23 protein-coding genes are annotated in these 26,397 nt (G+C 70.2%); 4 read left to right on the forward strand and 19 right to left on the reverse strand.

Annotation, left to right across the window (positions count from 1 at the left end; translation table 11 throughout):
* Positions 1–99: 99 nt before the first annotated feature.
* On the forward strand, positions 100–1,974 hold the full coding sequence (locus OH768_RS16025) for a ricin-type beta-trefoil lectin domain protein (RefSeq protein ID WP_406454168.1): 1,875 nt from the start codon (positions 100–102) through the stop codon (positions 1,972–1,974).
* Between the two features lie 124 nt (positions 1,975–2,098).
* Here the strand turns inward: OH768_RS16025 and cimA are convergent, their stop codons facing one another.
* The 12 genes from cimA to OH768_RS16085 form a co-directional block, all read right to left on the reverse strand.
* The gene (gene cimA / locus OH768_RS16030) at positions 2,099–3,703 is read right to left on the reverse strand and encodes a citramalate synthase (protein ID WP_406454170.1); all 1,605 of its coding nucleotides are present in this window, start codon (positions 3,701–3,703) and stop codon (positions 2,099–2,101) included.
* A 302-nt stretch (positions 3,704–4,005) separates the two neighbouring features.
* Positions 4,006–4,455, reverse strand: coding sequence for a hypothetical protein (locus OH768_RS16035; protein WP_406454172.1), 450 nt, complete (start codon positions 4,453–4,455; stop codon positions 4,006–4,008).
* A gap of 244 nt (positions 4,456–4,699) precedes the next feature.
* On the reverse strand, positions 4,700–6,754 hold the full coding sequence (locus tag OH768_RS16040) for a hypothetical protein (protein WP_406454174.1): 2,055 nt from the start codon (positions 6,752–6,754) through the stop codon (positions 4,700–4,702).
* Positions 6,755–6,878: 124 nt separating this feature from the next.
* A complete protein-coding gene (locus tag OH768_RS16045) occupies positions 6,879–7,478 on the reverse strand; it encodes a TetR/AcrR family transcriptional regulator (RefSeq protein ID WP_406454176.1) in 600 nt (199 codons plus the stop codon).
* Between the two features lie 23 nt (positions 7,479–7,501).
* On the reverse strand, positions 7,502–8,518 hold the full coding sequence (locus OH768_RS16050; RefSeq protein WP_406454178.1) for an agmatine/peptidylarginine deiminase: 1,017 nt from the start codon (positions 8,516–8,518) through the stop codon (positions 7,502–7,504).
* A 23-nt stretch (positions 8,519–8,541) separates the two neighbouring features.
* Complete coding sequence (locus OH768_RS16055) at positions 8,542–10,212, reverse strand: urease subunit alpha (protein WP_406454180.1); 1,671 nt, start codon at positions 10,210–10,212, stop codon at positions 8,542–8,544.
* Positions 10,209–10,889 carry an urease subunit gamma gene (gene ureA, locus OH768_RS16060; protein ID WP_406454182.1) on the reverse strand — a complete coding sequence of 227 codons (681 nt, stop codon included), beginning with the start codon at positions 10,887–10,889 and terminating at the stop codon, positions 10,209–10,211. The genes OH768_RS16055 and ureA overlap by 4 nt, the downstream gene beginning before the upstream one ends.
* A gap of 146 nt (positions 10,890–11,035) precedes the next feature.
* Complete coding sequence (locus tag OH768_RS16065; protein ID WP_406454184.1) at positions 11,036–11,161, reverse strand: hypothetical protein; 126 nt, start codon at positions 11,159–11,161, stop codon at positions 11,036–11,038.
* Positions 11,158–12,459 (reverse strand): KamA family radical SAM protein, encoded by a 1,302-nt coding sequence (locus tag OH768_RS16070; RefSeq protein WP_406454186.1) that lies wholly within the window; start codon positions 12,457–12,459, stop codon positions 11,158–11,160. The genes OH768_RS16065 and OH768_RS16070 overlap by 4 nt, the downstream gene beginning before the upstream one ends.
* Positions 12,460–12,474: 15 nt before the next feature.
* Entirely contained in the window at positions 12,475–13,545 is a 1,071-nt protein-coding gene (locus OH768_RS16075) for a hypothetical protein (RefSeq protein WP_406454188.1), read from the reverse strand.
* 106 nt (positions 13,546–13,651) lie between these two features.
* Entirely contained in the window at positions 13,652–14,740 is a 1,089-nt protein-coding gene (locus OH768_RS16080; RefSeq protein WP_406454190.1) for a branched-chain amino acid aminotransferase, read from the reverse strand.
* Between the two features lie 263 nt (positions 14,741–15,003).
* Complete coding sequence (locus OH768_RS16085; protein ID WP_406454192.1) at positions 15,004–16,047, reverse strand: 3-isopropylmalate dehydrogenase; 1,044 nt, start codon at positions 16,045–16,047, stop codon at positions 15,004–15,006.
* A gap of 142 nt (positions 16,048–16,189) precedes the next feature.
* Between OH768_RS16085 and OH768_RS16090 the strand changes: the two genes are divergently transcribed.
* Positions 16,190–17,785 (forward strand): purple acid phosphatase family protein, encoded by a 1,596-nt coding sequence (locus OH768_RS16090; RefSeq protein WP_406454194.1) that lies wholly within the window; start codon positions 16,190–16,192, stop codon positions 17,783–17,785.
* Between the two features lie 58 nt (positions 17,786–17,843).
* On the opposite strand, the gene OH768_RS16095 is transcribed toward OH768_RS16090, so the two are convergent.
* Complete coding sequence (locus OH768_RS16095) at positions 17,844–17,975, reverse strand: hypothetical protein (protein ID WP_266772865.1); 132 nt, start codon at positions 17,973–17,975, stop codon at positions 17,844–17,846.
* A gap of 224 nt (positions 17,976–18,199) precedes the next feature.
* A complete protein-coding gene (locus OH768_RS16100; RefSeq protein ID WP_406454196.1) occupies positions 18,200–19,108 on the reverse strand; it encodes a LysR family transcriptional regulator in 909 nt (302 codons plus the stop codon).
* Positions 19,109–19,212: 104 nt separating this feature from the next.
* Here OH768_RS16100 and OH768_RS16105 point away from each other — a divergent pair, with 104 nt between their 5' ends.
* Entirely contained in the window at positions 19,213–20,214 is a 1,002-nt protein-coding gene (locus OH768_RS16105) for an NADP-dependent oxidoreductase (protein WP_406454198.1), read from the forward strand.
* A 7-nt stretch (positions 20,215–20,221) separates the two neighbouring features.
* On the opposite strand, the gene OH768_RS16110 is transcribed toward OH768_RS16105, so the two are convergent.
* The 4 genes from OH768_RS16110 to OH768_RS16125 all read right to left on the reverse strand — a co-directional run bounded on the left by OH768_RS16110 (position 20,222) and on the right by OH768_RS16125 (position 24,546).
* Positions 20,222–20,761: a GNAT family N-acetyltransferase gene (locus OH768_RS16110; protein WP_406454200.1), complete on the reverse strand. Its 540-nt coding sequence runs from the start codon at positions 20,759–20,761 to the stop codon at positions 20,222–20,224.
* Positions 20,762–20,833: 72 nt separating this feature from the next.
* On the reverse strand, positions 20,834–21,682 hold the full coding sequence (locus OH768_RS16115; protein ID WP_406465289.1) for an alpha/beta fold hydrolase: 849 nt from the start codon (positions 21,680–21,682) through the stop codon (positions 20,834–20,836).
* 52 nt (positions 21,683–21,734) lie between these two features.
* Positions 21,735–23,366: an L-glutamate gamma-semialdehyde dehydrogenase gene (gene pruA / locus OH768_RS16120; RefSeq protein WP_406454202.1), complete on the reverse strand. Its 1,632-nt coding sequence runs from the start codon at positions 23,364–23,366 to the stop codon at positions 21,735–21,737.
* A 253-nt stretch (positions 23,367–23,619) separates the two neighbouring features.
* Positions 23,620–24,546, reverse strand: a complete 927-nt coding sequence (locus OH768_RS16125) for a proline dehydrogenase family protein (RefSeq protein ID WP_406454204.1) — start codon at positions 24,544–24,546, stop codon at positions 23,620–23,622.
* Between the two features lie 132 nt (positions 24,547–24,678).
* Between OH768_RS16125 and OH768_RS16130 the strand changes: the two genes are divergently transcribed.
* The gene (locus tag OH768_RS16130) at positions 24,679–25,875 is read left to right on the forward strand and encodes a PucR family transcriptional regulator (protein WP_406454206.1); all 1,197 of its coding nucleotides are present in this window, start codon (positions 24,679–24,681) and stop codon (positions 25,873–25,875) included.
* 32 nt (positions 25,876–25,907) lie between these two features.
* Here the strand turns inward: OH768_RS16130 and OH768_RS16135 are convergent, their stop codons facing one another.
* Positions 25,908–26,195 carry a DUF6355 family natural product biosynthesis protein gene (locus tag OH768_RS16135; protein WP_406454208.1) on the reverse strand — a complete coding sequence of 96 codons (288 nt, stop codon included), beginning with the start codon at positions 26,193–26,195 and terminating at the stop codon, positions 25,908–25,910.
* Positions 26,196–26,397 lie beyond the last annotated feature (202 nt).

Below are 26,397 nucleotides of genomic sequence, written 5' to 3' on the forward strand. Positions count from 1 at the left end.
TGGGTTCGCACAGTTCACTCATGACTTAGATCACGCCGTGAGTTAACTAACGGCCCGCAGACCCGTCAAGACATCTCGTCAGGAAGGGCTAACGCATCCATGTCCAGGAGAACCCCCCGCACGGCCCGGCTGCTGCTCGCCGGACTGCTCTCCGTGGCCGGCTTCACCGCGGCCGTACCACCCGCGCACGCGGCTGGTGAACAGGTCACAGCCTGGCTCACCACCACCGACGACGCCGCCGGACGCCATGTCACACGCGGCCTCCAGGCCCAGACCCCGTTCGCCTTCTCGTCCGGGACGGGCGGCAGCGGCGAGAACATCACCGTCGACGAGAACACCCGCTACCAGACCTTCACCGGCGGCGGCGCGTCCTTCACGGACACCGCGGCCTGGCTGATGAACAGCAGCGGCGCGCTTTCGGCGGCGACCCGCAACGCGACCATGACCAAGCTGTTCTCGCCGACGGACGGGATCGGGCTCTCGTTCCTGCGCAATCCGATGGGCGCGTCGGACCTCGCCCGGTACGGGTACTCGTACGACGACGTGGCGGCCGGGCAGACCGACCCGAACCTCAACTCCTTCTCGATCGCGCACGACCTGGCGGACGTCGTGCCGCTGACCAAGCAGGCGCTCTCCCTCAACCCCTCTCTGACTGTCATGGCCTCGCCATGGACGGCACCCGCGTGGATGAAGGACAGCGGCTCGCTCAACGGCGGCTGGCTGAAGTCCGAGGACTACGGCGCCTACGCCAACTACTTCGTCAAGTACCTCCAGGCGTACAAGGACCAAGGCGTTCCGGTGTCGTACGTGACCGTCCAGAACGAGCCGACCTGCTGTTCCGGCTACCCGTCGATGAGCTGGAACGCGTCCGGGCTGGCGTACTTCACCAAGAGCGAGCTGCTCCCGAAGCTCAACGCGTCCGGCCTGACCACGAAGGTGCTGGCACACGACTGGAACTGGGACGTATACGACTCCTACGCGGCGGCGACGGTCGACGACGCGGCCGTCCGCTCGAACCCCAACTTCGGCGGGATCGCCTGGCACGGCTACAGCGACATCAGCGGCGTCACCAAGCAGACCACCGTGCACAACCAGTACCCGACGCTGGACGCCTTCGGCACCGAGCACTCCGGCGGCACCTGGGTCGCCAACCAGCAGCGCGAGGACATGAACAACATCATCGACTACACCCGCAACTGGGCGAAGTCGGTCACCAAGTGGTCGCTGGCCGTGGACCAGAACATGGGCCCGCACAACGGGGGTTGCGGCACCTGCACGGGTCTCATCACCGTGCACAACGGAGACGGCGCGAGCGGGACCGTCGACTACACCGTCGAGTACTACACGATGGGCCAGCTGACGAAGTTCGTACGGCCTGGCGCGCAGCGGATCGCGTCGACGGCGTCCACGAACGTGCCCAACGTGGCGTGGCGCAACCCGGACGGTTCGAAGGCGCTGATCGCGTACAACGACGCGTCCACCGCGAAGACCGTCACCATCAACTGGGGTGGCCAGCACGCGACTTACTCCCTCCCCGGCAAGACCTCCGCGACCTTCACCTGGACGGGGACGCAGTCCGGCAGCGGCAGCCAGACCGGCGCGTTCGTCGGCCTCGCGAGCAAGTGCCTCGACGTGGCCGGGGGTTCGACCACCAACGGCACCGCCGTCCAGCTCTACGACTGCAACGGCTCGACCGCCCAGCAGTGGACCGTCGGCACCGACGGCACGGTGCGCTCGCTCGGCAAGTGCCTCGACGTGACGTCGGCTTCGACCGCCGACGGGGCCAAGGTGCAGTTGTACGACTGCAACGGAACCGCCGCGCAACAGTGGTCGTACAACTCCTCGACCGGTGACGTGGTGAATACGGCGGCCAACAAGTGCCTTGACGTGACGGGCAATACGTCGACGAACGGGACGCGGGCGCAGATCTGGACGTGTACAGGAGCCGCCAACCAGAAGTGGCATCTGCAGTAGGTTTTCGCCCCCGCCGCCCCTACCCGTCCCATCCTTCTGGGGCTCCGCCCCAGACCCCGCTCCTCAAACGCCGGAGGGGCTGATTTTCAGCCCCTCCGGCTCAACTCCCGTGCACGGCAAGCGCCTACTTGGCGGGCTCGACGCCGGCGCGCAGCAGACCGTACGTGTACGCGTCCTCCAGCGCCTGCCAGGACGCGGCGATCACGTTCTCCGCCACACCGACCGTCGACCACTCCCCCGCACCGTCGGACGTGGAGATCAGGACGCGGGTCGTGGAGGACGTGCCGTGGACGCCTTCCAGGATGCGGACCTTGTAGTCGACGAGGTCGAGCTTGGCGAGCTGGGGGTAGATCTTCTCCAGGGCCACGCGCAGGGCGCGGTCCAGGGCGTTGACCGGGCCGTTGCCCTCGGCCGTGGCGACGATGCGCTCGCCCTTGGCGTAGAGCTTGACGGTGGCCTCGTTGGCGTGGCTGCCGTCGGGGCGGTCCTCGACGATCGCGCGCCAGGACTCGACCTGGAAGTAGGAGCGGGCCTTGCCCTCCGCCTCGGCGCGGAGCAGGAGTTCGAAGGAGGCGTCGGCCGCTTCGTAGGTGTAGCCCTTGAGTTCGCGCTCCTTGACGCGGTCCACGACCCGGCCGACCAGCTCGCGGTCGCCGCTGATGTCGACGCCGAGTTCCTTGCCCTTGAGCTCGATGGAGGCGCGGCCGGCCATGTCGGAGACCAGCATCCGCATGGTGTTGCCGACCTGCTCGGGGTCGATGTGCTGGTACAGGTCCGGGTCGACCTTGATCGCGGAGGCGTGCAGGCCGGCCTTGTGGGCGAAGGCCGATACGCCGACGTACGGCTGGTGCGTGGACGGGGTGAGGTTCACGACCTCGGCGATCGCGTGGGAGATGCGGGTCATCTCACGCAGCTTGCCTTCGGGGAGGACCTTCTTGCCGTACTTCAGCTCCAGGGCGGCGACCACGGGGAAGAGGTTGGCGTTGCCGACGCGCTCGCCGTAGCCGTTCGCCGTGCACTGGACGTGGGTCGCGCCCGCGTCGACGGCGGCGAGGGTGTTGGCGACCGCGCAGCCGGTGTCGTCCTGGGTGTGGATGCCGAGCCGGGCACCGGTGTCGGCGAGGACCGTGGCGACGACCGCCTGGACCTGCGCCGGGAGCATCCCGCCGTTGGTGTCGCACAGGACCACGACGGACGCGCCGGCCTCGGCGGCGGCCCGTACGACCGCTTTCGCGTACTCGGGGTTGGCGCGGTAGCCGTCGAAGAAGTGCTCGCAGTCGACGAAGACACGGCGGCCCTGGGCGGTCAGGTGGGAGACGGTGTCGCGGACCATCTCCAGGTTCTCGTCGAGGGTCGTGCGCAGGGCCAGCTCGACATGCCGGTCGTGGGACTTGGCGACGAGGGTGATGACCTCGGCGCCGGAGTCCAGGAGCGCCTTGACCTGCGGGTCCTCGGCGGCCTTGGCGCCGGCGCGGCGGGTGGCGCCGAACGCGACCAGCTGCGCGTGCTTGAAGTCGATCTCCTGCTGGGCGCGGGCGAAGAACTCGGTGTCCCGCGGGTTGGCGCCCGGCCAGCCGCCCTCGATGAAGCCAACGCCGAAGTCGTCCAGGTGCCGGGCGATGGCCAGCTTGTCCGCGACGGTGAGGTTGATGCCCTCCCGCTGCGCGCCGTCACGCAGGGTCGTGTCGAAGACGTGGAACGCATCGTCGAGTGCGCTGGTTTCCGTCATGGTGTCTGGCTCCTGAGGATCTGAATCTCGGTCTGTACCGGAATGACCGGCTCCACCGTCCCTCCATGATCCCTCGCACTGCTTTCCCGGCTGTAGGTGGGCCAGAAAAGCGAAAAACCCCTCGCGGGTGCGAGAGGTCTGCGCGCGGGTCGAGAGACGACGGTGATCGCCCGTACCTGGTCGTACGAGGCGGTCACTGCGGACCGGCGCGCCTGCTGCCAATAATCGTGGCGAACGAGAACACGGGGGCAGTCTGGCACAGCCCCCGCGCCTCGCTCATGTGCGTCTCAGGATGCGGTCGATCACTTGAGGTGACGTACGTAGACGTGCGTGGTGTCGTAGGTGTCGCCGGGGACCAGGTCGGTGGCCCAGCTGCTGAACGCGACCGTGCGGCCGTGCCGGTCGGTCACCGGGAAGCCCGCCGTCGCCCCACTCGGGCCGCCGCCGACCGCGGGGCTGGCGAGCACCGTGCGCCCGGTGCGCAGATCGCGCACGTACGCCTGGCCCTCGGCGCCCGGGGTCCCCGTGACGTACACGAGGTACCGGCTGTCGGCACTGAGCCGGCGATAGGCGGTGTAGGCGGTGGGTCCCGCACCGCCGATGCGGCGCAGCTTCCCCGTCCTCAGGTCGCGGATGAAGACGTTGTGCGAGTTGTTGGTGTCGTCCGGCGTCAGCTGCGAGTCCAGCGAGTTGAACACCGCGTACCGCCCGTCGTCGCTGACCTGCGGGAACTCTGTCTGCGCGGCGGACACCCGGCGAGCCGATGGCGTTGTAGCCCGTGTCGACGGCGTCGTTCAGCCGTTAAAGGGATCCGGTCCTCAGGTCCTTGACCCAGACCGAGTTGTCGTCGCTGTGGTCGGTCTTGGTCGAACTGGAGGCTGCCGGCGCGGGAGACGAAGGCCAGGTAACGGCCGTCCGCGCTCAGGCTCTGCCGGCTGGAGACGCTGTTGCCGTCCGCGCCGTGCATGGTTGTTCCCCCGTAGTGGTTGCTGCTTGTCACTGCACTGTCCGCAGGAAGACGTCCGACACCCCGTTGGTGTCCCCCGCCACCAGATCGGGTGACGCCGACTCGAACGCGACGACCGTGCCGTCGGCGTTGACGGACGGGTGCCCGGCCGGGAGGTCGTTGCGCTGCCCCCGGACGTCGACGCTGATCAACTGGGTTGTTCCGGTGGCCGGTTCACGCAGGTATACGGCCCCGGCGCGGACGTACGCGACACGCGCGCCGTTCCCGGAGAGCGAGGGCTGCGTGCCCTTGATCCGGGTCGTGGTCCCGGCGTCGAGGTCGCGGACGTACACGTACCGGCCGTGCTGGAAGGCGATCTTGCGGCCGTCGTCGGCGAGGGAGGGCCGCGACGCGTGGTCGCCGGCCTTCTCCAGGGCGCCGGTGTCCAGGTCACGGACGTAGACGGCGTCACCCTGCTCGAAGGCGACGTACCGGCCGTTGTAGTTGATGGCCGGGTTGCCCGCCGCCTCGCCCGTGGGCGCGCTGACCACGTCGACGGTGCCGCCGTTGAACTTGAAGCGGTAGACACGGGGGTGCGGGTGCGGGTCGGTGTCGGTGGCCGGCAGTGTGGCCGCGTAGGTGATCCACTGGCAGGTGGGGTCCACCGCGGGCTGTCCCATCCAGGTGAAGCGGATGCCCTGGTAGGACGAGATGCCGGTCAGTTTGCCGACCGAGCGGTTGCGGACGAAGACCTCGGGGGCGCCGTCCGTCGCGTGCGGCGCCATGTATCCGACCATCCGCCCGTTGGCGCAGGGTGTGCCCTCGGACGAGGGTTTCTGTGTAGTGGAGTTGACCTCGGAGATTCCGCCGGACGCGTTGACGAAGACGTTGCCGTCCGAGGTGAAGGAGACGGTTCGTCCGTCCGCCATCGCCGGGTCGTGGGACGCGGCGGCAAGCTGCTGTCCGTCCCGCGTCGTGCTGATCCGTTCGGTGACGGAGGGCATCGGGGCCGGGTTCCTCGCGAGCTCGCCCGAGAAGACGAACACGTCCGCCTCCCCGTTGGTGTCGCCCGCCACCAGGTGGGACGCGTCCGAGGAGAACGCCACCGCACGCCCCTTGGCGGCCAGCCCCTGCTCTCCCGGCACGGCGTACGGCGAGAGGACGGCACCGCGCAGGCCCGTCCGCAGGTCGCGCACCCGCGCACCGTCCTCGCCCGCGACGACGGCGTACCGGCCGTCCGCCGTGGCTGCCAGCGGCCGTCCGTCGGCCACCCGCCGTGACTCGCCGGTGCGCAGGTCGTGGACGTACAGGCCGCTCTCGGCGTCGAAGAGGACACGGTTGCCGTCCGCGGTGACGCGGAGCAGGAAGGCCGCGCCGAAGCCCTGGTCGACCTGGATCCGCTCGCCCGTCCTCCGGTCCCTGACGAAGATGTCGGCCGGGTCCGTCTCGGAGTCGGTGCGGATGCCGTACGCGACCCGCTCGCCGTCGCCGCTCAGCGAGGCCCCGTTCTTGTCGCCCTCCTCGGCCGGTGAGACCAGTGTGTCGGTGCCGGTGGCCGTGTCACGGACGTACAGGAGCCGGAAGTTCGCCGAGCCGTTGCGGTTGCCGATGGTGTACGCGATGTGCGTGCCGTCCGGACTGATCGACTGGGCGCGGCCCAACTCGTAGGATCCGGGCGGGTTCTCGGGCCACAGCCGCTCCGTGCGGCCGGTGGCGCGGTCGTACAGGTACGGCGCCAGGAACCGGGTGCCCGCGGAGAAGGCGACGCGGCTCCCGTCGGCGCTCAGCATCGGCGAACCGTACGTGTAGCCGCTGCCGAGGTCGATCCTGGTGACCGCGCCGGTGCCCAGGTCCTTCTCCAGCAGACACGGGGTGAACTCCGCGCAGCCGAAGCTCGGCGCGGTGGACACGAACGCGACATGGCGGCCGTCGGCGCTGATCGCCGGGTCGCCCGAGGGCCCGTCGGCCTGGCTGCCGTCGGCGGCCGTGCTCACCCTCTCCGTGCTGGACACGTGCGGTGCGGCGGACGCGGCGGTCGGCGAGATGAGTGCGAGCAGCAGCGTCGCCCCTAAGCCGACGCCGAACACACCTGCGGATCTGGACATGCTTCCCCCTGAGATCCCCGTGGACGCTTCTCCCCCGGCCCTGCGCCGAGGGCTCCTTTTCGAGGCAAACGCACCACGCGCTACAGGGTCAATCGGCCGTATTGCGTACAACCGGGGTGGAAGGTCACGCGTCCGCGAGAAGCCCCTCCTCCACGAACTCCCTTACGTGGCCGAGAACTTGCGCCCGGTCCGTGCCGCGCAGGCCGATCGCGACGTGGATGGAGAAGCCGTCGAGGAGGGCGCGGAGGCGGGCGGCGAAGCGGTCGGGGTCGACGGGGCGGAACTCGCCGCGCGAGACGCCCTCCGCGATCAGGGCAACGAGGTCGCGGTGCCAGACGCCCTCGATGGCGGCCTGCCGGTCGCGGGCCTCGGCGTCTGCATTCTGCGAGCGGTTCCAGACCTCCAGCCAGAGCGTCCAGTGCGGGTCGCGGTGACCGTCGGGGACGTACAGGTCGACGTACGCGTCGAGGCGTTCGCGAGCGGTGGCGGTGCGGGTGAGGAGCCGTCCACGCTCCGCGCCGAGCCTGCCCTCGCTCCACTCCAGGGTCTGGAGCAGCAGTTCGTCCTTGGAGTGGAAGTAGTAGAGGAGATGGCCGCTGCTCATGCCGACCTCGCGGCCGAGCGCCGCCATGGTGAGCTGTTCCAGACCGCGTTCGGCGATCATGCGCATGGCTGCGGCGAGGACTTCCTCGCGCGGCGGCGCGTTCTTCCGCGCACCGGCCATCGCCCGCCTCCCTCTCGCCGTCCTCAGACCTTCGGCTGCTGTTGCGTGATGCAGTGGATGCCGCCACCGCCCGCGAAGATCGTACGGGCGTCCACCAGCGTGACCGTCCGCTCGGGGAAGAGGCCCCGGAAGAGACCGGCCGCGATCTCGTCGTGCGGGTCGTCGAAGGCGCAGAGCACGACCCCGCCGTTGCAGAGGTAGTGGTTGATGTAGGAGTAGTCGACCCAGTCGCCGTCCTCGTCCTTGAGGACGGTCGGCGCCGGGACCTCCACGACCTCCAGGGGGCGGCCCTTCGCGTCGGTCTCGGCGCGCAGCAGAGCCAGGTACTCCTGGGAGCGGGCGTGGTCCGGGTGGGCCGGGTCGCGCTGGCCGTGGACCAGTACGGTGCCGGGCCGGGCGAAGGCCGCGACGATGTCGACGTGGCCCTGGGTGCCGTAGACGCCGTAGTCGCCGGTGAGGCCGTGCGGGAGCCAGATGGCCTTGGTGGTGCCGAGCGTGGCATGGATCTCCGCCTCGACCTGCTCGCGCGTCCAGCCGGGGTTGCGGCCGGCGCCGAGCTGGACCGTCTCGGTGAGCAGGACGGTGCCCTCGCCGTCGACGTGGATGGCGCCGCCCTCGTTGACCAGGGTGCTGCTCAGGGCCGGCACCCCGGCGAGGTCCGCGACATGGCGGGCGATCTTGGAGTCGTGCTCCCAGCGGGCCCAGTCCTGCGCGCCCCAGCCGTTGAACGTCCAGTCCACGGCGGCCAGTTGAGAGCCGTCGGTGACGAATGTGGGGCCGATGTCCCGCATCCAGGCGTCGTCGAGGTCGCGCTCGACCAGGTCGACGTCCGGGCCGAGGAGCTCGCGTGCCGACCCGCCCTGACCGGGCCCGTGCACCATCGTCACCGGTTCGAAGCGGTGCACGGCGCGGGCGACGGACGCCCAGGCGGCGCGGGCCTCCGTCAGCTCCTCGTCGGTGGCGAAGGTGGGGTTGGGTCCTGGCCAGGCCATCCAGGTGCGCTCGTGCGGGGCCCACTCGGGCGGCATACGGAAGCTCATCAGAAGTCCCAAGTCCTAGTGTTCTAGAGGAAGTAGAGGCGGTTGAGGGAGACCGAGTCGGCGGGCTCGGAGCGGATCGGCTCGCCGTCCAGGGTGACCAGGCCGGTGCGCTGGTCGACGTCGACCGCTCCGGTACGGGAGTTGAGGCGCAGGTCGGCGGGGCCGATGCCGCGCGTGCCGCGAACTGCGACCCGGCGGCGGCGAGTTGGCATGGAGTCCCCGCCCTGGTCGAGGGCCGCCTGCGCGACGAAGGCCACGGAGATGTCGGCGGGGGTCGTACCGTGCGCTCCGAACTGCGGCCCCAGGACGAGGGGTTCGCAGGTGTCGGTCGCCGCGTTGGGGTCGCCGACCACGCCGTACGCCGGGAACCCGGACTTCAGCACCAGCTGCGGTTTCGCGCCGAAGTACTCGGGCCGCCACAGCACGAGGTCGGCGAGCTTGCCGACCTCGATGGAGCCGACCTCGTGCGAAAGTCCGTGCGCGATCGCGGGGTTGATGGTCAGCTTGGCGATGTAGCGCAGGACGCGTTCGTTGTCGTGGTCCTCCGGGGCGCCGAGTTCGGCCTTCATCTTCCCGGCCATCGCGAACGTACGGCGGACCGTCTCGCCCGCCCGGCCCATGCCCTGCGCGTCGGACGAGGTGATGCCGATCGCGCCCAGGTCGTGCAGCACGTCCTCGGCACCCATCGTCCCGGCGCGGATGCGGTCGCGGGCCATCGCGGCATCGCCGGGCAGGTCGGTCTTCAGGTCGTGGACGGAGACGATCATGCCGTAGTGCTCGGCGACCGCGTCCCGGCCGAAGGGCAGGGTGGGGTTGGTGGAGGAGCCGATGACGTTCGGAACTCCCGCCATTTTCAACACATTCGGGACGTGTCCGCCGCCGCAGCCCTCGATGTGGAAGGCGTGGATCGTCCGGCCCTCCAGGACCCGCAGGGTGTCCTCGACGGACAGGCACTCGTTCAACCCGTCGCTGTGCAGGGCGACTTGGACATCGTGCTCCTCGGCGACCCGCAACGCGGTGTCCAGCGCGCGGGTGTGGGCACCCATGTCCTCGTGCACCTTGAAGCCGGACGCGCCGCCCTCGGCCAGCGCTTCCACCAGTGGGGCCGCGTCGGACGATGAACCCCGGCCCAGGAAGCCGATGTTGACCGGCCAGGCGTCGAAGGCGTTGAAGGCGTGGCGCAGTGCCCAGGGCGAGTTGACGCCGACGCCCCACACCGGGCCGAACTCCTGCCCGATGATCGTGGTGACCCCGGAGGCTAGGGAGGCCTCCATGATGCGCGGCGACAGCAGGTGCACATGGGTGTCGACGGCACCGGCGGTGGCGATGAGCCCCTCGCCGGACACGATGGACGTACCGGTGCCGACGACGACATCGACCCCGTCCAAGGTGTCGGGGTTCCCGGCCCGCCCGATGGAGCAGATCCGGCCTTCCCGGATCCCGATGGACACCTTGCGGATGCCCGACACCGCGTCGATCACGACGACATTGCTGACCACGACATCGCACGTCTCCCGCACGGCGGCGGCCTTGAGGTGCAGTCCGTCGCGGGCCGTCTTGCCGAAGCCGGCGAGGAACTCGTCGCCGTAGCGCTGCGAGTCGGACTCCACGCGGATCGTCAGACCCGAGTCGCCGAGCCGGACGCGGTCGCCGGCGCGGGGGCCGTGGGTGGCGGCGTACTCGTACGGGTTCACAGCTCGACTCCCAGGTAACCGCAGGCAGTTGCCCGGCGCAGCGCCTCTTCCTTCGCGCCCGGCGCGTCCAGCGGCCCGTCGACGAGCCCGGCGAAACCGATGGCGATCCGCTCGCCGCCGATGGGCAGCAGGCCGACCTCGGCGCTCTCGCCCGGCCCGAAGCGGACGGACGATCCGGCGGGTACGGCGAGCCGCATGCCGTAGGCCTCGGCGCGCGGGAAGTCGAGGCGCGGGTTGGCCTCGAAGAAGTGGAAGTGGGAGGTGACGGAGACGGGGACGGTCGCGGTGTTGGTGACGGTGAGCCGGACGACCGCCTCGGGCTCGGCGTGCGCGGGGCCGGGGAGGAGCGCGCCCGGGGCGTCACCCGCGAGTCCGCCGCCGATGGGGTCGGAGACGACCGCGAGGCGCGAACCGTCGTCGAAGACGGCCTCGACATGGACCTCGGTGACGACATCGGCGACACCCGGCAGGACGTCGTCGGGCCCCAGGACCGACCGGGCACGCTCGATCGCGAGAGCGAGCCTGACACCGTCCCGGGCGGCCTCGCACACCGTGTCCGCGATCAGCGCGGTGGCCTCCGGCACGTTCAGCCGGAGACCGCGCGCCTTGCGGGCACGGGCCAGCTCGGCGGCACCGAAGAGCAGAAGGCGGTCGCGTTCGGTGGGGGTGAGCCGCATGGGGTCGTCCCTTCGTTTAGAGCAGCACTCTAAACTTGGGCCACGGTAAAAGGAAACAAGTCCGCTTGAACTGGTTCGATGGCACCTTGTGTAGTGCTCTAGGCATCCCAGTCCCGGCAGGGGCTCGCTCGCGCCGAAAGCCGGTTCTAGGACCTCAGCAACCCCACGCCCGCAAGACTGGCCGGCGCGATCCCCATGCCGGCCGCGAACACGGTGGCGGCCATCGGCAGGGTGTCCACGAACCGGCTGCCCGGACCCCTGTTGATGATCACCCCACATCCAGACCGGGCAGGAACTCGCTCGCCCCGAATGCCGGCTTCAGGTCCGTGAACCACGTCGCGCTCTCGTCGTAGGCCGCGAAGAACGGGCGGTCGACAAGGGACGGGTCGCGGGCCTGGATCAGGTGGAGGACGAAGACCTTCTCGCCGGCCACCTCGGCGATGCCGTCGACGCAGACCTTGCCCGGCATCGCCGACATGACCGGGCCGCGGACCGTGCGGGCGAGGCCGGAGACGCGGGCGTAGGCGTCGCGGAAGATCTGGTGGCCGCGGGCCAGCGGGACGCCGAAGTAGCCCTGGGGGCCGGTGTCGCGCTCGACGAACTGGTAGTACGGCACCGCGCCGAGCGTGGTCGTCTCGTCCCACAGTTCGGCCCAGGCCTCGGCGCTGTCGTTGATGCCGGCCACCAGCGGGCCCTGACAGCGGATCACGGCGCCCGTGCCCCGTACCCGGCGCATCGCCTCCCGTACGACCGGCGGGCGCAGTTCCTGGGGGTGGGTGAAGTGGGCCATCAGGGCGAGGTGACGGCCGCTTGCCACCACCTTTTCGAAGAGGCGGAGCAGGTCGTCGGCGTCCCGGTCGGTCGTGAAGCGGTACGGCCAGAACGCGAGGGACTTGGTGCCGACGCGGATGGAGCGGATCGTGTCGATCTCCAGGAGCGGGTCGACGTAGCGGCTGAGGACCTCGGTGCTCATGACCAGCGGGTCGCCGCCCGTGATGAGCGTGCTGGTGACCTCGGGGTGGGCGCGGAGGTAGGCGGACGTGGTCGCGATGTCGTCGGTGGCGATGCGGAGTTCGGACTCGCCGACGAACTGGGGCCAGCGGAAGCAGTACGTGCAGTAGGCATGGCAGGTCTGGCCCTGGCGCGGGAAGATCAGCACCGTTTCGGGGTACTTGTGCTGGAGGCCTTCCAGTCGCTCGCCCTCGTGCACGGGCACGTTGGCGTCAAGCTGGCCCGAGGGGTGCGGGTTGAGCCGCATGCGGATCTCGTGGGCCGTGCGCAGGACTTCGGCCTTCGGCGCCTCCTGGGAGAGGAGGTCCGCCATCTGCTTGAGGTCGGGTTCGGGCAACATCCCGGCCTGCGGGAACGTCAGCCGGAAGATCGGGTCGTCCGGTACCGCCGACCAGTCGATCAGCTCGTCGACGACGTAACTGTTCGTACGGAAGGGCAGAACCGAGGCGACGGCCCTCAGGGCGAGCCGTTCGGTGACCGACAGGGACACGCGTTTCAGCAGTCCGTCCAGGTCGCGGGGCGTGAAGGCGCGAAAGCGGGGGTGGTGCGCTGAACTCATGTGTGCCGGGGCCCTCTATTCCGTGACCAGGACCGTAGGCGGCCGTAGTTCCACGAAGGCCGCCGCCTGCGCATCGTACTTCTCCGTGAAGTGGTGGATGAGCCGCCCGTGCAGCTCGCTGCGGTCGTCGACGACGATGACCTCGTGCGCTTCGCCCGGGCCCAGCGCCCCGCTGTGGGCGGAGAGTTGGTCGAGGCGGCGGCGGGCCAGGTAGGTGACGAGGTCGGGGGCCTCGACGTACAGGCGGTCGTCGACGTAGACGAAGCGGCAGCTGAACTCCCGCCGTCCGTCGGCCGCGTCGACCAGGGTCACCGGCAGATGGGTGAAGCGGTCCATCGGTTTGCCCTGCTGCCACAGCTCGTCGAAGCGCTGCTCGACGAAGGTGCCGAGCGGGGAGCGTACCGCGACCTCCAACTGGACGCCCTCGCCGGAGAGTCGGCCGACGGTGAGGAAGGAGACGAGACAGCGCTCGTCCCAGCGGTAGAGGGTCACGCCGGGGGAGGTCGAGCACAGCCGTACCTCCAGCAGGTTCCGGGAGTGCTCGTCGAGCCGCTGCGCGAACCGGTCCAGGGTCCGCAGGTTGCGCATGATGTCGCGGCGGATGTCGGCGCTCTGCTCGCCGAGTTCACGTCCGCGCAGGATCACGGCGAGGGAGTCGGGGTCCAGGAGCAGGATCTGCACCCGGGCGCCGTGCGCGGTGGCCGAGCGGACACCGCGGAAGAGGCGCTCGGAGAACTGCGGGCCGAAGAGGTTGGAGAAGGTGTCGAGGACCTTCACGTTGGACGTGGAGCCGTACACCTGCGCGGCGAACCACTCGTAGTCGAGCCGGGTGTGTTCGCGGACCCGGCCCTCCTGGGCCCGGGAGATCAGCGGACCGATCACGAAGACGGTGACGACCACGCCGACCAGGTCGGTGCCCAGGTTGAGGGCGAGGTTCTCGCCGTAGCTGTCCATCGTGCCGGCCCGCCACAGCAGGAGTCCGGCGACGGCGGCGAGCAGCACGAGCACCGTGAGGCTCTGCGGGCGGCGCGGAGTGCGTAACGCGCGCAGCAGCCGGCGCAGTCGCGGTATCGGCCCACCACTCACCGCGTCCCCTCCCCCGTGTTCCCGTGTCCTGCGGAATCAGTGGATACCCGCACGGGGGAGGCGATACGCGTCGAACCGGCTTCCGGCCGTCGACCGGGAGTCGGGCTCAGCCCAGGGGGTGCATCCAGCCGTGCTTGTCGACGGTGTCGCCGCGCTGGATGTCGAGGAGGGCGCCGCGCAGGCGGAGGGTGACCTCGCCGGGCTCGCCGCCGGACTGCTGCCACTCGGCGCCGGTGCGCTTGACCGTGCCGACCGGGGTGATGACCGCGGCCGTACCGCAGGCGAAGACCTCGGTCAGCGTGCCGTTCTCCGAGTCGCGCTGCCACTGCTCGATGGAGATCCGGCCCTCCTCGGGCTCGTAGCCGAGGTCGCGGGCGAGGGTGAGGAGGGAGTCGCGGGTGACGCCCTCCAGGATGGAACCGGTGAGGGTGGGCGTGACGATCTTGTTGCCGTAGACGAAGTACAGGTTCATGCCGCCGAGTTCCTCGACCCACTTGCGCTCGACCGCGTCGAGGTAGCAGACCTGGGCGCAGCCCTGCTCGGCGGCCTCGGCCTGGGCGAGGAGGGAGGCGGCGTAGTTGCCGCCGGTCTTGGCGTCGCCCATGCCGCCGGGGACGGCGCGGACGTGATCCTCGGAGACCCAGATGGAGACGGGCTTCACACCGCCGGGGAAGTAGGCGCCGGCCGGGGAGGCGATGACCAGGAAGAGGTACTCGTTGGCGGGCTTCACGCCCAGGCCGACCTCGGTCGCGATCATGAACGGGCGCAGGTACAGGGACTCTTCGCCGCCGTGCGCCGGGACCCAGTCGCGGTCCTGCTGGACCAGCACGTCACAGGCCTCGATGAACGTCTCGACCGGCAGCTCGGGCATGCCGAGGCGGCGGGCGGAGGTCTGGAAGCGGCGGGCGTTCTTCTCGGGGCGGAAGGTGGCGATGGAGCCGTCGGCCTGCCGGTAGGCCTTGAGGCCCTCGAAGATCTCCTGCGCGTAGTGCAGGGTCATGTTCGCGGGGTCGAGGGAGAGCGGGCCGTACGGCACGAGCTGGCCGTCGTGCCAGCCGCGGCCCTCGGTCCACTTGATCGTCACCATGTGGTCGGTGAAGTGGCGGCCGAACCCGGGGTTCGCCAGCATCGCGTCGCGCTCGGCGGCGGAAAGTGGCGAGGCCGAGGGCTTGAGCTCGATCGTGGGCGTCGTCATGAGTGGTTGTCCTTCACCGGTTGTGTGTGACGGGCCGCGCTCACGCCCTCGACTGCCAGTGGCCAGTGTTAGGACGTCCGAGCATTGCCTCATTCCGCGGCTCCGCGTTCGATTATCGCGCGAGGTGGACCGTGGACGAAAACGGCGTGAATGCGACCCAGGGATGATGGTGGCACCCGGCGGGGACGTAAGAAAAGCCGCCGGGTGCGGTTGCGACCCGGCGGCTTCGAAATACTGCGAGAGATTTCGAGTAGGGCGGCGGGTCAGCCGGCTACTCGTACGGCGAGCGCGTCGCCGATCTCGGTGGTGCTGCGCGCGGGCTTGCCGGTGCGCTCCGCGAGGTCGGCGGAGACGGCCTCCTCGATGCGGACGGCCTCGGTTTCGTGGCCGAGGTGGCGCAGCAGGAGGGCGACGGACAGGACCGTGGCGGTGGGGTCGGCCTTGCCCTGGCCCGCGATGTCCGGCGCGGAGCCGTGCACGGGCTCGAACATCGAGGGGAACTCGCCGGACGGGTTGATGTTCCCGCTCGCGGCGACGCCGATGCCGCCGGAGACGGCCGCGGCGAGGTCGGTGATGATGTCGCCGAAGAGGTTGTCGGTGACGATCACGTCGAAGCGGGCCGGGTCGGTGACGAGGTAGATCGTCGCCGCGTCCACGTGGATGTAGTCGGTGGTGACCTCGGGGAACTCGGCCGCGACCTTGTTGAAGACGTTCGTCCACAGGTGGCCCGCGAAGGTCAGCACGTTGTTCTTGTGGACCAGCGTGAGCTTCTTGCGCGGGCGGGCCTGGGCGCGGGCGAAGGCGTCACGGACGACCCGCTCGACACCGAACGCGGTGTTGACGGAGACCTCGGTGGCGACCTCGTGCTCGGTGCCCTTGCGGATGGTGCCGCCGTTGCCGGTGTACGGGCCCTCGGTGCCCTCACGGACCACGACGAAGTCGATCTCCGGCTCGCCGGCGAGCGGGGTCGCCACACCCGGGAGCAGCTTGCTCGGCCGCAGGTTCACGTGGTGGTCGAAGGCGAAGCGGAGCTTCAGCAGGAAGCCGCGCTCCAGCACCCCGGACGGAACGCTCGGGTCACCGATCGCACCCAGCAGGATCGCGTCGTGCGGCTTCAGCGCGGCCAGGTCGGCGTCGGTGAGGGTCTCACCGGTCGCGTGGTAGCGGCGGGCGCCGAAGTCGAACTCCTTGGTCTCCAGCTTCACGTCCTGCGGAAGGACGGCGGAGAGGACCTTGAGACCTTCGGCCACGACTTCCTGACCGATGCCGTCACCGGGGATCACTGCGAGATCGATGCTGCGAGACATGCCCGACACCGTACTCCGCGTCCCATGGGATGACACCGGGTGTCCATGATGCGGACGCCCCGCGGGGTACGGTGTCGTCCGTTCGACCGGTGTTCACCCCTATGCCGGGAGGCCGTTGGACTCTTGGGGGAGTTTCATCGACATGACTGTGCTTTTCGGGGGGACACCCCCCGAACCCCCCGTACCCGACGTCGGCATCCCGGAGCACCTCGCGGTCCGGATGAGCATGGCCGAGCAGTACGAGTACCTGCGCGCCAAGCTGTCCCGGCGCCGCACCCTGGTGACGGCGGGCGCGGTGGCGGGCGGCCTGCTGACGGGGTGCGCGGGAAAGAGCGCCACCGACGGCAAGGCGGCGACCCCCACCCCCGCCACGTCGAAGGTGCCCGGCGCGGCGGTCACCCCCTTCGGCCGCCATCTCGCCTTCGGCTCCGACCCGAAGACGGAGATGCGGGTCTCCTGGCAGGTGCCGTTCGCGGTCAGGAAGCCGTACGTACGAGTGGGGTCGAAGCCCGACGACCTCAGCCGCAGGATCACCGCCGAGGTGCGCGCCCTGCACACCCCCGGCCTGACCGGCGTCCGCTCCGCGGTGGAGCAGTACTACGTCCACGCGGCCCTGGACGGCCTCCACCCCGGCACGACGTACTACTACGGCGTCGGCCACGAGGGCTTCGACCCGGCCGCCCCGGCCCACCGCTCGACGATCGGCTCGTTCCGTACGGCGCCGGCGAGCCCGGAGAAGTTCGTGTTCACGGCCTTCGGCGACCAGGGTGTGAGCAACGCGGCAGCGGCCAACGACCATGTGATCCTGCGCGAGAACCCCGCCTTCCACCTGCACGCGGGTGACATCTGCTACGCGGACACCAACGGCCTGGGCAAGCAGACGGACGGCTACGACCCTACGTACTGGGACCTGTTCCTCAAGCAGAACGAGGGCACCTCCCGGACCGTCCCGTGGATGGTGACGACCGGCAACCACGACATGGAGGCCTGGTACTCCCCCGACGGCTACGGCGGCCAGCTCGCCCGCTGGTCCCTTCCGGACAACGGTTTCGACCCGACGCACGCGCCGGGCGTGTACTCCTTCGTCTACGGCAACGTCGGCGTCGTGGCGCTCGACGCGAACGACGTGTCGTACGAGATCACCGCCAACCTCGGCTACACGGCCGGGAAGCAGACGAAGTGGCTGGACGGCCGGCTGCGTGAGCTGCGGGCGGCGAAGGGGGTCGATTTCGTCGTGGTCTTCTTCCACCACTGCGCCTACTCGACCTCCGCGCACGCCTCGGACGGCGGAGTGCGGGCGGAGTGGCTGCCGCTGTTCGCGAAGCACCAGGTGGACCTGGTGATCAACGGGCACAACCACGTGTACGAGCGGACCGACGCCATCAGGAAGGGCACGGTCGGCAGGGCGGTACCGATCGGCGCGTCCACCGACCCGACGAAGGACGGGATCGTGTACGTCACGGCGGGCGGCGGCGGTCGGGATCTGTACGGCTTCCCTGCGGGCGTCAAGGAGAGCTACGAGGGGCACGTCACCCGGCACGGGACGGTCGACACCTTGCAGTGGGCGAAGGGCCGGCACACGCAGGCGGAGACGGTGGAGTGGTCGCGGGTGCGCTACCGGGGCTTCTCCCTCCTCTCGGTGGAGGCGGAGAGCGGCAGCACGCCGAGGCTCAAGGTGTCGGCGCTGGACCAGAACGGCAGGCGCATCGACCACTTCGAGGTGCGGCGCGGTCGGTGAGACCGCGCCGCACCCCGTGCGGGCGCGGCTCCCGGCTATGGGGTGGTGTTACTGCGGCTCAGTGGCCGGTCTCGCCGCCGTTGTCCCGGCGGTCGAGGGCGCGCTGGAGAGCGGCGGCGGCGTTCTTGCGCTCGGACTCGCTGGTGCGGGGCACGTGGCGGACTCGGCGGCGGACGGTCGTCTCGGCCATGGGGAATCGACTCCTTCGATGATTCCTGGAGTGCAGAAGGGGGTTACGAGACGCCGGAGGGGGCGGGTAGCCACGGACCGCAGGGGTTGCCTGCATGCTGTCCGGCTCACGGCCGCCATTCGCTTGGTCGAGCGAGACGTTCGGCTCCTACAAAGCTAGGACAGGACCGCGCATCTGTCTCCACAATTACTCGGACTTCCTACTATCTGAGACGGTGAAACGAGTCACGCGGCACTGACCTGCGGTTTTCTTCCGGCCCGCAGTTCGCGGACCAGTGCCCTGACGACCGTCGTCGCCGCCAGTTCGGGAGTGGTCACATAGCCGACCTTCCGCGTCGGCCGCTCCGCCCCGAGATCGGTGACCTCGACCGAGGACGGCGCCCCGGTCAGCGAGAGCCTGGGCATGATGGCCATGCCGAAACCACTGCCCACCATGGAGAGCACCGCCCCGTCGTCCTCCGCGCGCACCGTCGCCGCCGGGATCCAGTCCTGCGCGGCCCACCAGGCACGCGTGTGGGAGGAGCAGTTCTCGGCCCAGTCGACCAGCGGCAGCGAACGCGGCGCCGGGTGACCGACCGGGTGCACCAGCGCGTACGGCTCTTCCAGGAGTACGTCGCCCACCAGCCCCGGCGGGACCGGCGCACCGGTGCCGACGGTCGCGATACCGAGGTCCGCCCGCCCCTCGGCCACCTCGCCGGCGGTGCCGGGCCCGACCTCCCGGACCACCCGCACGGTCGGCTCGATCCCGGGGTGGGAGACGGCGAGGCGCTCCAGCACCGGCGGCAGCAGATACAGGGCCGCGCTCCGGAACGCGGCGATCCGCAGCGGCCCGCCGACCACGGCCGTCCCGGCATCTCCCGTTCCGGCACCGCGTGTCTCGGCGACCATCACCTCCAGCATCCGCAGCACCCGCCGGGCGTGCGCCACGGCCCGCGCTCCGGCGGGCGTGGGCCTGGCACCGTACCGCCCGCGCTCGAACAGCACGACGCCCAGCTTCCGTTCGACACCGCGCACCGCGTGCGAGACGGCGGACTGGGTGCTCCCGAGCCGTGCGCCGGCCGCCGAGAAACCTCCCTCGTCGACCACCGCGACCAGGGTCCTGAGCTCCTGCGGGGCAAGATCGACAGACTGCACCGGACGTCTCCCACCTGCTGCTATGAGGGTGATTCATGGACCGATCCGTTCCATGAGCGCAACCCTCTCCCCGACCCCCGCATTCCTGCCTACGGTCCCTTCCCATGACCGAGACCGATATCGCGCTCACCGTGCACCAGACGTCCCGCCCCACCGGATTCCCGTCCCCCGCCCACTTCCGTTTCGTGGGGTCGCCCGTCCCGGAGCCGGCCCCGGGCACCGCCCTGGTCGAGAACCTCTACTGGTCCGTCGACCCCTACCACCGCGAAATGATGGACGGCGACTTCGAGTTGAACGCCCCGCTGGAGGGCCGCGCACTCGGCCGGATCGTCGCCTCCCGTGCCGCGGCGCTGCCCGAGGGCGAGATCGTCTTCCACCGCGCGGGCTGGCGCACCCACTCGGTCGTCCGGCCCGAGGAGGTCCGACGGCTCCCCCACCACGACGGGGTTCCCCTGTCCGCCTACCTGAGCGTGCTCGGCGGCACCGGCCTGACGGCATACGTCGGTCTCACCCGGATCGCCCGGCTCCGCGAGGGGGACGACGTGTTCGTGTCCGCGGCGGCGGGCGGCGTCGGCACCGCGACCGGACGGTTCGCCAGGCTGCTGGGGGCGGGCCGGCTGATCGGCAGCGCGGGATCGGCCCAGAAGGTGAAGTACCTGACGGAGTACGTGGGTTACGACGCGGCCTTCGACTACCGCACCGCTCCCGTGGCCGAACTCCTCGCCCAGGCGGCCCCGGACGGCATCGACCTCTTCGTCGACAACGTCGGCGGCGACCACCTCGGCGCGGCGATCGGCGCGCTGCGCGAACGCGGGCGGGTGGTGCGGATCGGCACGATCGGCCAGTACAACACCCCGGACGCGCCGCCCGTGGTCTTCAACCACGCCGACGTGGTGGAGAAGAGCCTGCGCGTCGAGGGCTTCCTCGTGCGCGACTACCTTGATGTGCAGGAGGAGTTGTACGAGTTCGCCGTACCGCGTCTGCGTGCCGGGACGCTGGCGCTGGACGAGACGGTCGTGGACGGTTTCGAGTCGATCGTGGAGGCGTTCCTGTCGATGCTGCGCGGCGGGAACACGGGCAAGGTCCTGGTGCGGGCGATCGTTTGACGCTCCGTCAGAGCACGTCCCCGTCACGCCAGTCGAAGAGGAGATCGGCGTCGAGGTCGAGGGGTCCGGCGAGCGCGGGGCGGACGTAGGTGCTGTCCTCCTCCTCAGGCAGATGGACGATGCCGTCCGGGCCGAGGGCGGAGATCTTGCCGCCCCACAGCCGCCAGCCGCGCGCGGTGTAGAGGCGGGCGCCGTCGTCGCTGGCGCCGAGCAGGCCGACGTCGTAGGCGTGGTCGACGATCCGCTCCAGCTCGGCCATGATCCGGCCGCCGTGCCCCCGGCGCCGGGCGTCGGGGCGTACGCCGACCCCCTCGACGTACCCGACCCGCAGCCAGCGCCCGCGATAGCGCACCCGGCGCATGACGACCGAGCCGTGCGCGACGAGCCCGTCCTCGTCGGCGAGCAGGGCGTGGAGGCCGCCGAGGCCGTGCTCGAAGTCCTGGTCGGTGAGGTCACCGGCGAAGGCGGCGTCCAGCAGTGCGCGGGCGGCGCGGAGGTCGGCCGGGGTGAGGTCGGCCGTGTGGGCGATGCGCATACGGATGGTCACGGGGTCAGTATCGGAGACACGGGCTCATGGCGTGCTGTCATCGGCGCATCGCCCGTCGTCACCGCGTTGACGTCATGAGCGCATCGCCGTCGTCACCGCCTCGCGGAACCCGTGCGGGTCCTCGACCCATGGGAGGTGCCCGGCGCCCGCCAGGGTCACCCGCCGCACCCGGGACAGCGCCCGCTCCAGCGAGTCGACGGCCGACCGGGGGCGGATGTCCCGCTCTCCGTCGACGATGAGCACAGGGAGGTCGAGGGCCTCGCAGGCGGCGTACCGGGCGGGGGTGCCGGCGGTCTGTCCCGCCTCGGCGTTCAGGGCTTTGTTGCAGGGGGAGTTGATGGGGAACCAGGGGTCGGCCATCCGCTCCGCGTGCTCGACGGCCCGCTCCCGGTCCACGAACTCGGCGGACCACTGGAGCACCGCCCGTTCGCGGCTGTCTCCGGGCAACTCCCGCCAGCGGGCTAGCCGTTGGGAATCTTCGCCGAGCCGGGCGAGAAGGTTCTCCTTATAGGCGCCGTGCCAGTCGGCGTCCGGTCCGATGCCGGTGCCGCTCACGTAGACGAGCGCGGTGACCCGGTCCGGGTGGGCGAGGGCGTAGCTCAGGGCGAGCGAGGCGCCCCAGGAGTGGCCGAGCAGCACCGGCCGTTCCAGCGCGAAGTGCCGTCGTACGGCGTCGAGATCGGCCACGAACCGTTCGGTGGTCCACGGGCCCGCGCACGGTTCGGACCGCCCGCATCCGCGCTGGTCCCAACGGACCACCGTGGTGCGGGAGTCGAACATTCCGGCCACGTCCTCGGACATGTCCCACAGTCCGGGCCCGCCGTGGCACAGCACCAGGGGTGTGGTGCCGGGTGTGCCACGGCCGGACCGGGAGGCCCACAGCCGCACTCCGTCGTCCGCGGTAACCGCCGTGTCCTGCATACGGGTTGGGGTCATGACGGGGAGTCTGCCCGCTGTGGGCGCTGTGTTCCTGTCAGCCCATGTGCGGGTAGGTGTAGTCGGTCGGTGCGACCAGGGTCTCCTTGATGGCGCGGGTCAGGGTCCAGCGCATCAGGTTCTGCGGGGCGCCGGCCTTGTCGTTGGTGCCGGAGGAGCGACCGCCGCCGAAGGGCTGCTGGCCGACGACGGCGCCGGTGGACTTGTCGTTGATGTAGAAGTTGCCGGCCGCGTAGCGCAGCTTCTCCATCGTGTAGGCCGCCGCCGCACGGTCGTTGGAGATGACCGAGCCGGTGAGGGCGTAGTCGGACACCGACTCCATCTGGGTCAGCATCTCGTCGTAGGCGTCGTCCTCGTAGACGTGCACGGCGAGGAACGGGCCGAAGTACTCGGTGGTGAACACCTCATTGGCCGGGTCGCTGCACTCGACGACGGTCGGGCGGACGAAGTAGCCGACCGAGTCGTCGTACGAACCGCCCGCGACGATCGCGCAGTTGGGGTCCGCCTTCGCGCGGTCGATGGCCGCCTTGTTCTTGGCGAACGCGCGCTCGTCGATGACCGCGCCGAGGAAGTTCGACAGGTCGGTGACGTCACCCATCGTCAAGTAGTCGACCTCGGCGGCGAATTCCTCCTTGAAACCGGAGTTCCAGATCGACGCCGGGATGTACGCGCGGGAGGTCGCGGAGCACTTCTGCCCCTGGTACTCGAAGGCGCCGCGGGTCAGCGCCGTCTTCAACACCGCGCGGTCCGCGCTCGGGTGGGCGACGACGAAGTCCTTGCCGCCGGTCTCGCCGACCAGGCGCGGGTAGGAGCGGTACTTCTCGATGTTGGTACCGACCGTCTTCCACAGGTACTGGAAGGTCTTGGTGGACCCGGTGAAGTGGATGGCGGCGAGGTCGCGGTGCTCAAGGGCCACCTTCGACACCTCGATGCCGTCGCCGGTGACGAGGTTGATGACGCCCTTGGGGAGCCCCGCCTCCTCCAGCAGCTGCATGAGGAGCACGGCGGAGTGGGTCTGGGTCGGCGACGGCTTCCAGACGACGACATTGCCCATCAGCGCGGGCGCCGTCGGCAGGTTGCCCGCGATCGCGGTGAAGTTGAAGGGCGTGATCGCGTAGACGAAGCCTTCGAGCGGGCGGTGGTCGAGGCGGTTCCACACGCCCGGGGAGTTCGCCGGGGGCTGCTCGGCGAGCAGGTCGCGGGCGTACTTGACGTTGAAGCGCCAGAAGTCGACGAGTTCGCAGGGACAGTCGATCTCCGCCTGCTGGGCGGTCTTGGACTGCCCGAGCATGGTGGAGGCCGCGAGGGTCTCGCGCCACGGGCCGGACAGCAGTTCGGCGGCGCGCAGGATGATCGCGGCACGGTCGTCGAAGGACATCGCGCGCCAGGCGGGCGCGGCGGCGAGGGCCGCGTCGATCGCGTCCTGGGCGTCGTCCTGGGTGGCGTTGGCGTAAGTGCCCAGCCGTGCCTTGTGGTTGTGCGGCTGGACGACGTCGACGCGCTCGCCGCCGCCCATCCGCCGCTCGCCGCCGATGGTCATCGGCAGGTCGATCGGGTTCTCGGCCAGCTCCTTGAGCTTGACCTCCAGACGGGCGCGCTCGGAAGAGCCGGGCGCGTAGCCGTGCACCGGCTCGTTGACGGGGGTGGGGACCTGGGTCACAGCGTCCATGGGGTACCTCTTCCGAGTGATTCCCGGGCTTCAGCCGGGGGGAACTGAAGCGGTTGCGTATGGTGAGCGGCGGTCAGGGCTTGACCGTCACGGGCTCGCTGCGGCGAGTTCGTGAGAAGCCTCTTCGGGGGCGGAGTCACGAGATCCGTAACTCCTTTCCGCGGGTCTGGGTCCGGCTCAGCCGGCCGCGGGGCGGCTGCCGTCGTCCTCCGAGCACTCGCCGGAGGACGACGGCAGCCGCTCACCCCGCGCATCAGCCCTTGGTGATCATGCTGCGGGCGAAGAAGCGCAGGTTCGCCGGCTTCTCCGCGAGCCTGCGCATGAAGTAGCCGTACCAGTCGGTGCCGTAGGCGGTGTAGACGCGCATGCGGTGGCCTTCGGCGGCGAGCCGCAGATGCTCGTCGCTGCGGATGCCGTACAGCATCTGGAACTCGTACTCGTCCAGCTTGCGCCCGGCGCGCCGGGCGAGCTCCTGCGCGATGGAGATGAGGCGCGGGTCATGGGATCCGATCATCGGGTAGCCGGAACCCTCCATCAGGATCCGCAGAATCCGGACGTAGGCCTTGTCGATCTCGTGTTTCTGCTGGTAGGCGACCTCGGCGGGCTCCTTGTAGGCGCCCTTCACGAGCCGGACGCGGCTGCCGGCCCCGGCGAGCCGGCGGGCGTCGGACTCGGTGCGGAAGAGGTAGGCCTGGATGACGCAGCCGGTCTGCGGGAAGTCCTTCCGCAGCTCCTCGTGGATCGCGAACATCGAGTCGAGGGTGGTGTGGTCCTCGGCGTCGAGCGTGACGGTCGTACCGATGGCGGCGGCGGCCTCGACGACGGGCCGGACGTTGGCGAGGGCCAGCTCGTGACCGCCCTCCAGCGCCTGCCCGAACATGGACAGCTTGATGGACATCTCGGCCCGGGTACCCAGCTCCAGCTCCTTGAGCCGGTCGACGAGCAGGAGATAGGCGTCGCGGGCGGCGGCGGCCTGCTCGGGGGTGGTGATGTCCTCGCCGACGACGTCCATCGTCAGCTCCAGGCCCTTGGCGGTCAGGTCCTGGACGATCGGCACGATCTCGTCGACGGTCTCGCCGGGGATGAAGCGGTCCACGACCTGCTTGGTCACCGGCGCCGCCGAGATCAGCCGACGCATCTGTTCGCTGCGCGAGGCGGCGAGAATCACGGGACCCAGCACGGGGTACCTCCAAGCGGTCGGACATACGGGGAACCACCGTGAAACCTAGGGTTGTCTCCGATCGTCGACCATCGACAGCTGTCACGCATCCGTGCCGCAGATCTCAGACAGATGTATGAAGCCGGCGGGGGAATGCGCGAGAATGCCCGGGTGACATCCGATTCCAGAGGCGACTACCAGGAGCTCGTCGACGAGATCTCCGAGCTGCTCGGCGCCCCGGCGACCCTGGAGAACCGCGACTTCGAGCTGATCGCCTTCGGGGCCTACGACGGTGAGGGCGACCTGGACCCGACCGCCCTGGACCCCGTCCGCACCCGCTCGATCCTCACCCGGCGCTCCACGACGGCGATCCGCACCTGGTTCGAGGGCTTCGGTATCACCCGGGCGACCGGCCCGGTCCGGATCCCGCCCACCCCCGAGGCGGGTGTCTACCGCGGCCGTATCTGCCTCCCCGTACGCCATCGGGGCGTCGTCCTCGGCTACGTCTGGCTCCTGGCCGACGACCCGGGACCCACCGCCCCGCAGCTGGACGCGGCCATGGAGGTGACGTCCCGCATCGGAGCGCTGCTCGCGGACGAGGCGCAGCACGGGGCGGATCTCAGCCGGGAGCTGCAGACGGTGCTGACCGCCGAGCGCGGCTGGCAGGGCGACATGGCGGTGGCGGCCCTGCGCACGGCCCTCGGCACCCGCGGCGACGGCCCGTACACGCTGGTGTGCGTCGCCCCCTGGCCGGCCGCCGACCCGGACGACACCCCCTCGGCCCGTACGGTGCCGCACGCCACGGCGCTGTGCACGGTCCCGTGGGGAGCGGCGGAGCAACAGTGCCTGGCGGTGCTGGTACGCCTGCGGTCGACGGACGCGGGCAGTCCGGCGGAGGCAGCGGCGGCCCGTCTCCTGAAGGACGGCCCGCCCGGCGCCCGCCGCGCGGCGGGCATCGCCCGGCCCCGCGCCGGTCTCGCCGACCTCGCCACCGCCTGGCAGGAAGCCACGGCCGCGGCCCGCGCCGCCCTCGCGGAACCCCGCTTCGCCCCGGTCGCCGACTGGTCCCGCATCGGCCCGTACCGCCTCCTGACCAGCCTCCCCCCGGACTCCGCCCATGACCCCGCGGTCGGCCCCCTCCTCTCCCCCGCCCACCACGAACTGGCCCGCACCGCCGAGGTGTACCTCGACCGCGCGGGCCAAGCGGGACGTACGGCAGCCGAGTTGGGCATCCACCGCCAGACGCTCTACTACCGCCTGTCACGGGTGGAACAGCTGACGGGGCTGGACCTGGACGACGGGGAGGACCGGCTGTTGCTGCACATGGTGTTGAAGGGGGCGCGGCTGTAAGGCAGTTGGGGGCTATGGGGCGACGCGACGGGTCAGCAGGTCCGCCCGACGTAGTAGGCGCCCTGGATCTTCCGGGCGGAGCCCAGCCAGGTCGTGCCGGGCCTGACGCATGCCTCGTGGTCACGCGCCCGGGCGACCCGGACCTTGATGACGACATGCGAGCCGTCGGTGGTGCAGTGGCGGTAGTAGGCGTCGGTACTGGTCTTGTAGAAGCCGCAGGGGCCGGCGGACCCGGGGGTGGCGGCGGCCACCGTGCCGAGCGAGGTGAGCACGAGGGCTGCGGCACCGAGGGCACTGGTCACGACACGACGAACTCGCAAAGGAAACTCCTTGGTGGGCGATCGGTTGGGCGTTCGGACGGTCTGATACCGCCCTACGATCGCCGTACCGGCCGGTGCGGTTGATCGATCTCCGGCCCGTTCACCCGGGGAATCGATTTGTCGCTGGGCCGATCGAATGACATTCGCCCGTGGGGCGCCGCCGGCCGACTCACCTGAAGTAATGGCCCTCTTCGATGTCCTC

The organism is Streptomyces sp. NBC_01622 (assembly GCF_045209635.1).
Classification (GTDB): domain Bacteria; phylum Actinomycetota; class Actinomycetes; order Streptomycetales; family Streptomycetaceae; genus Streptomyces.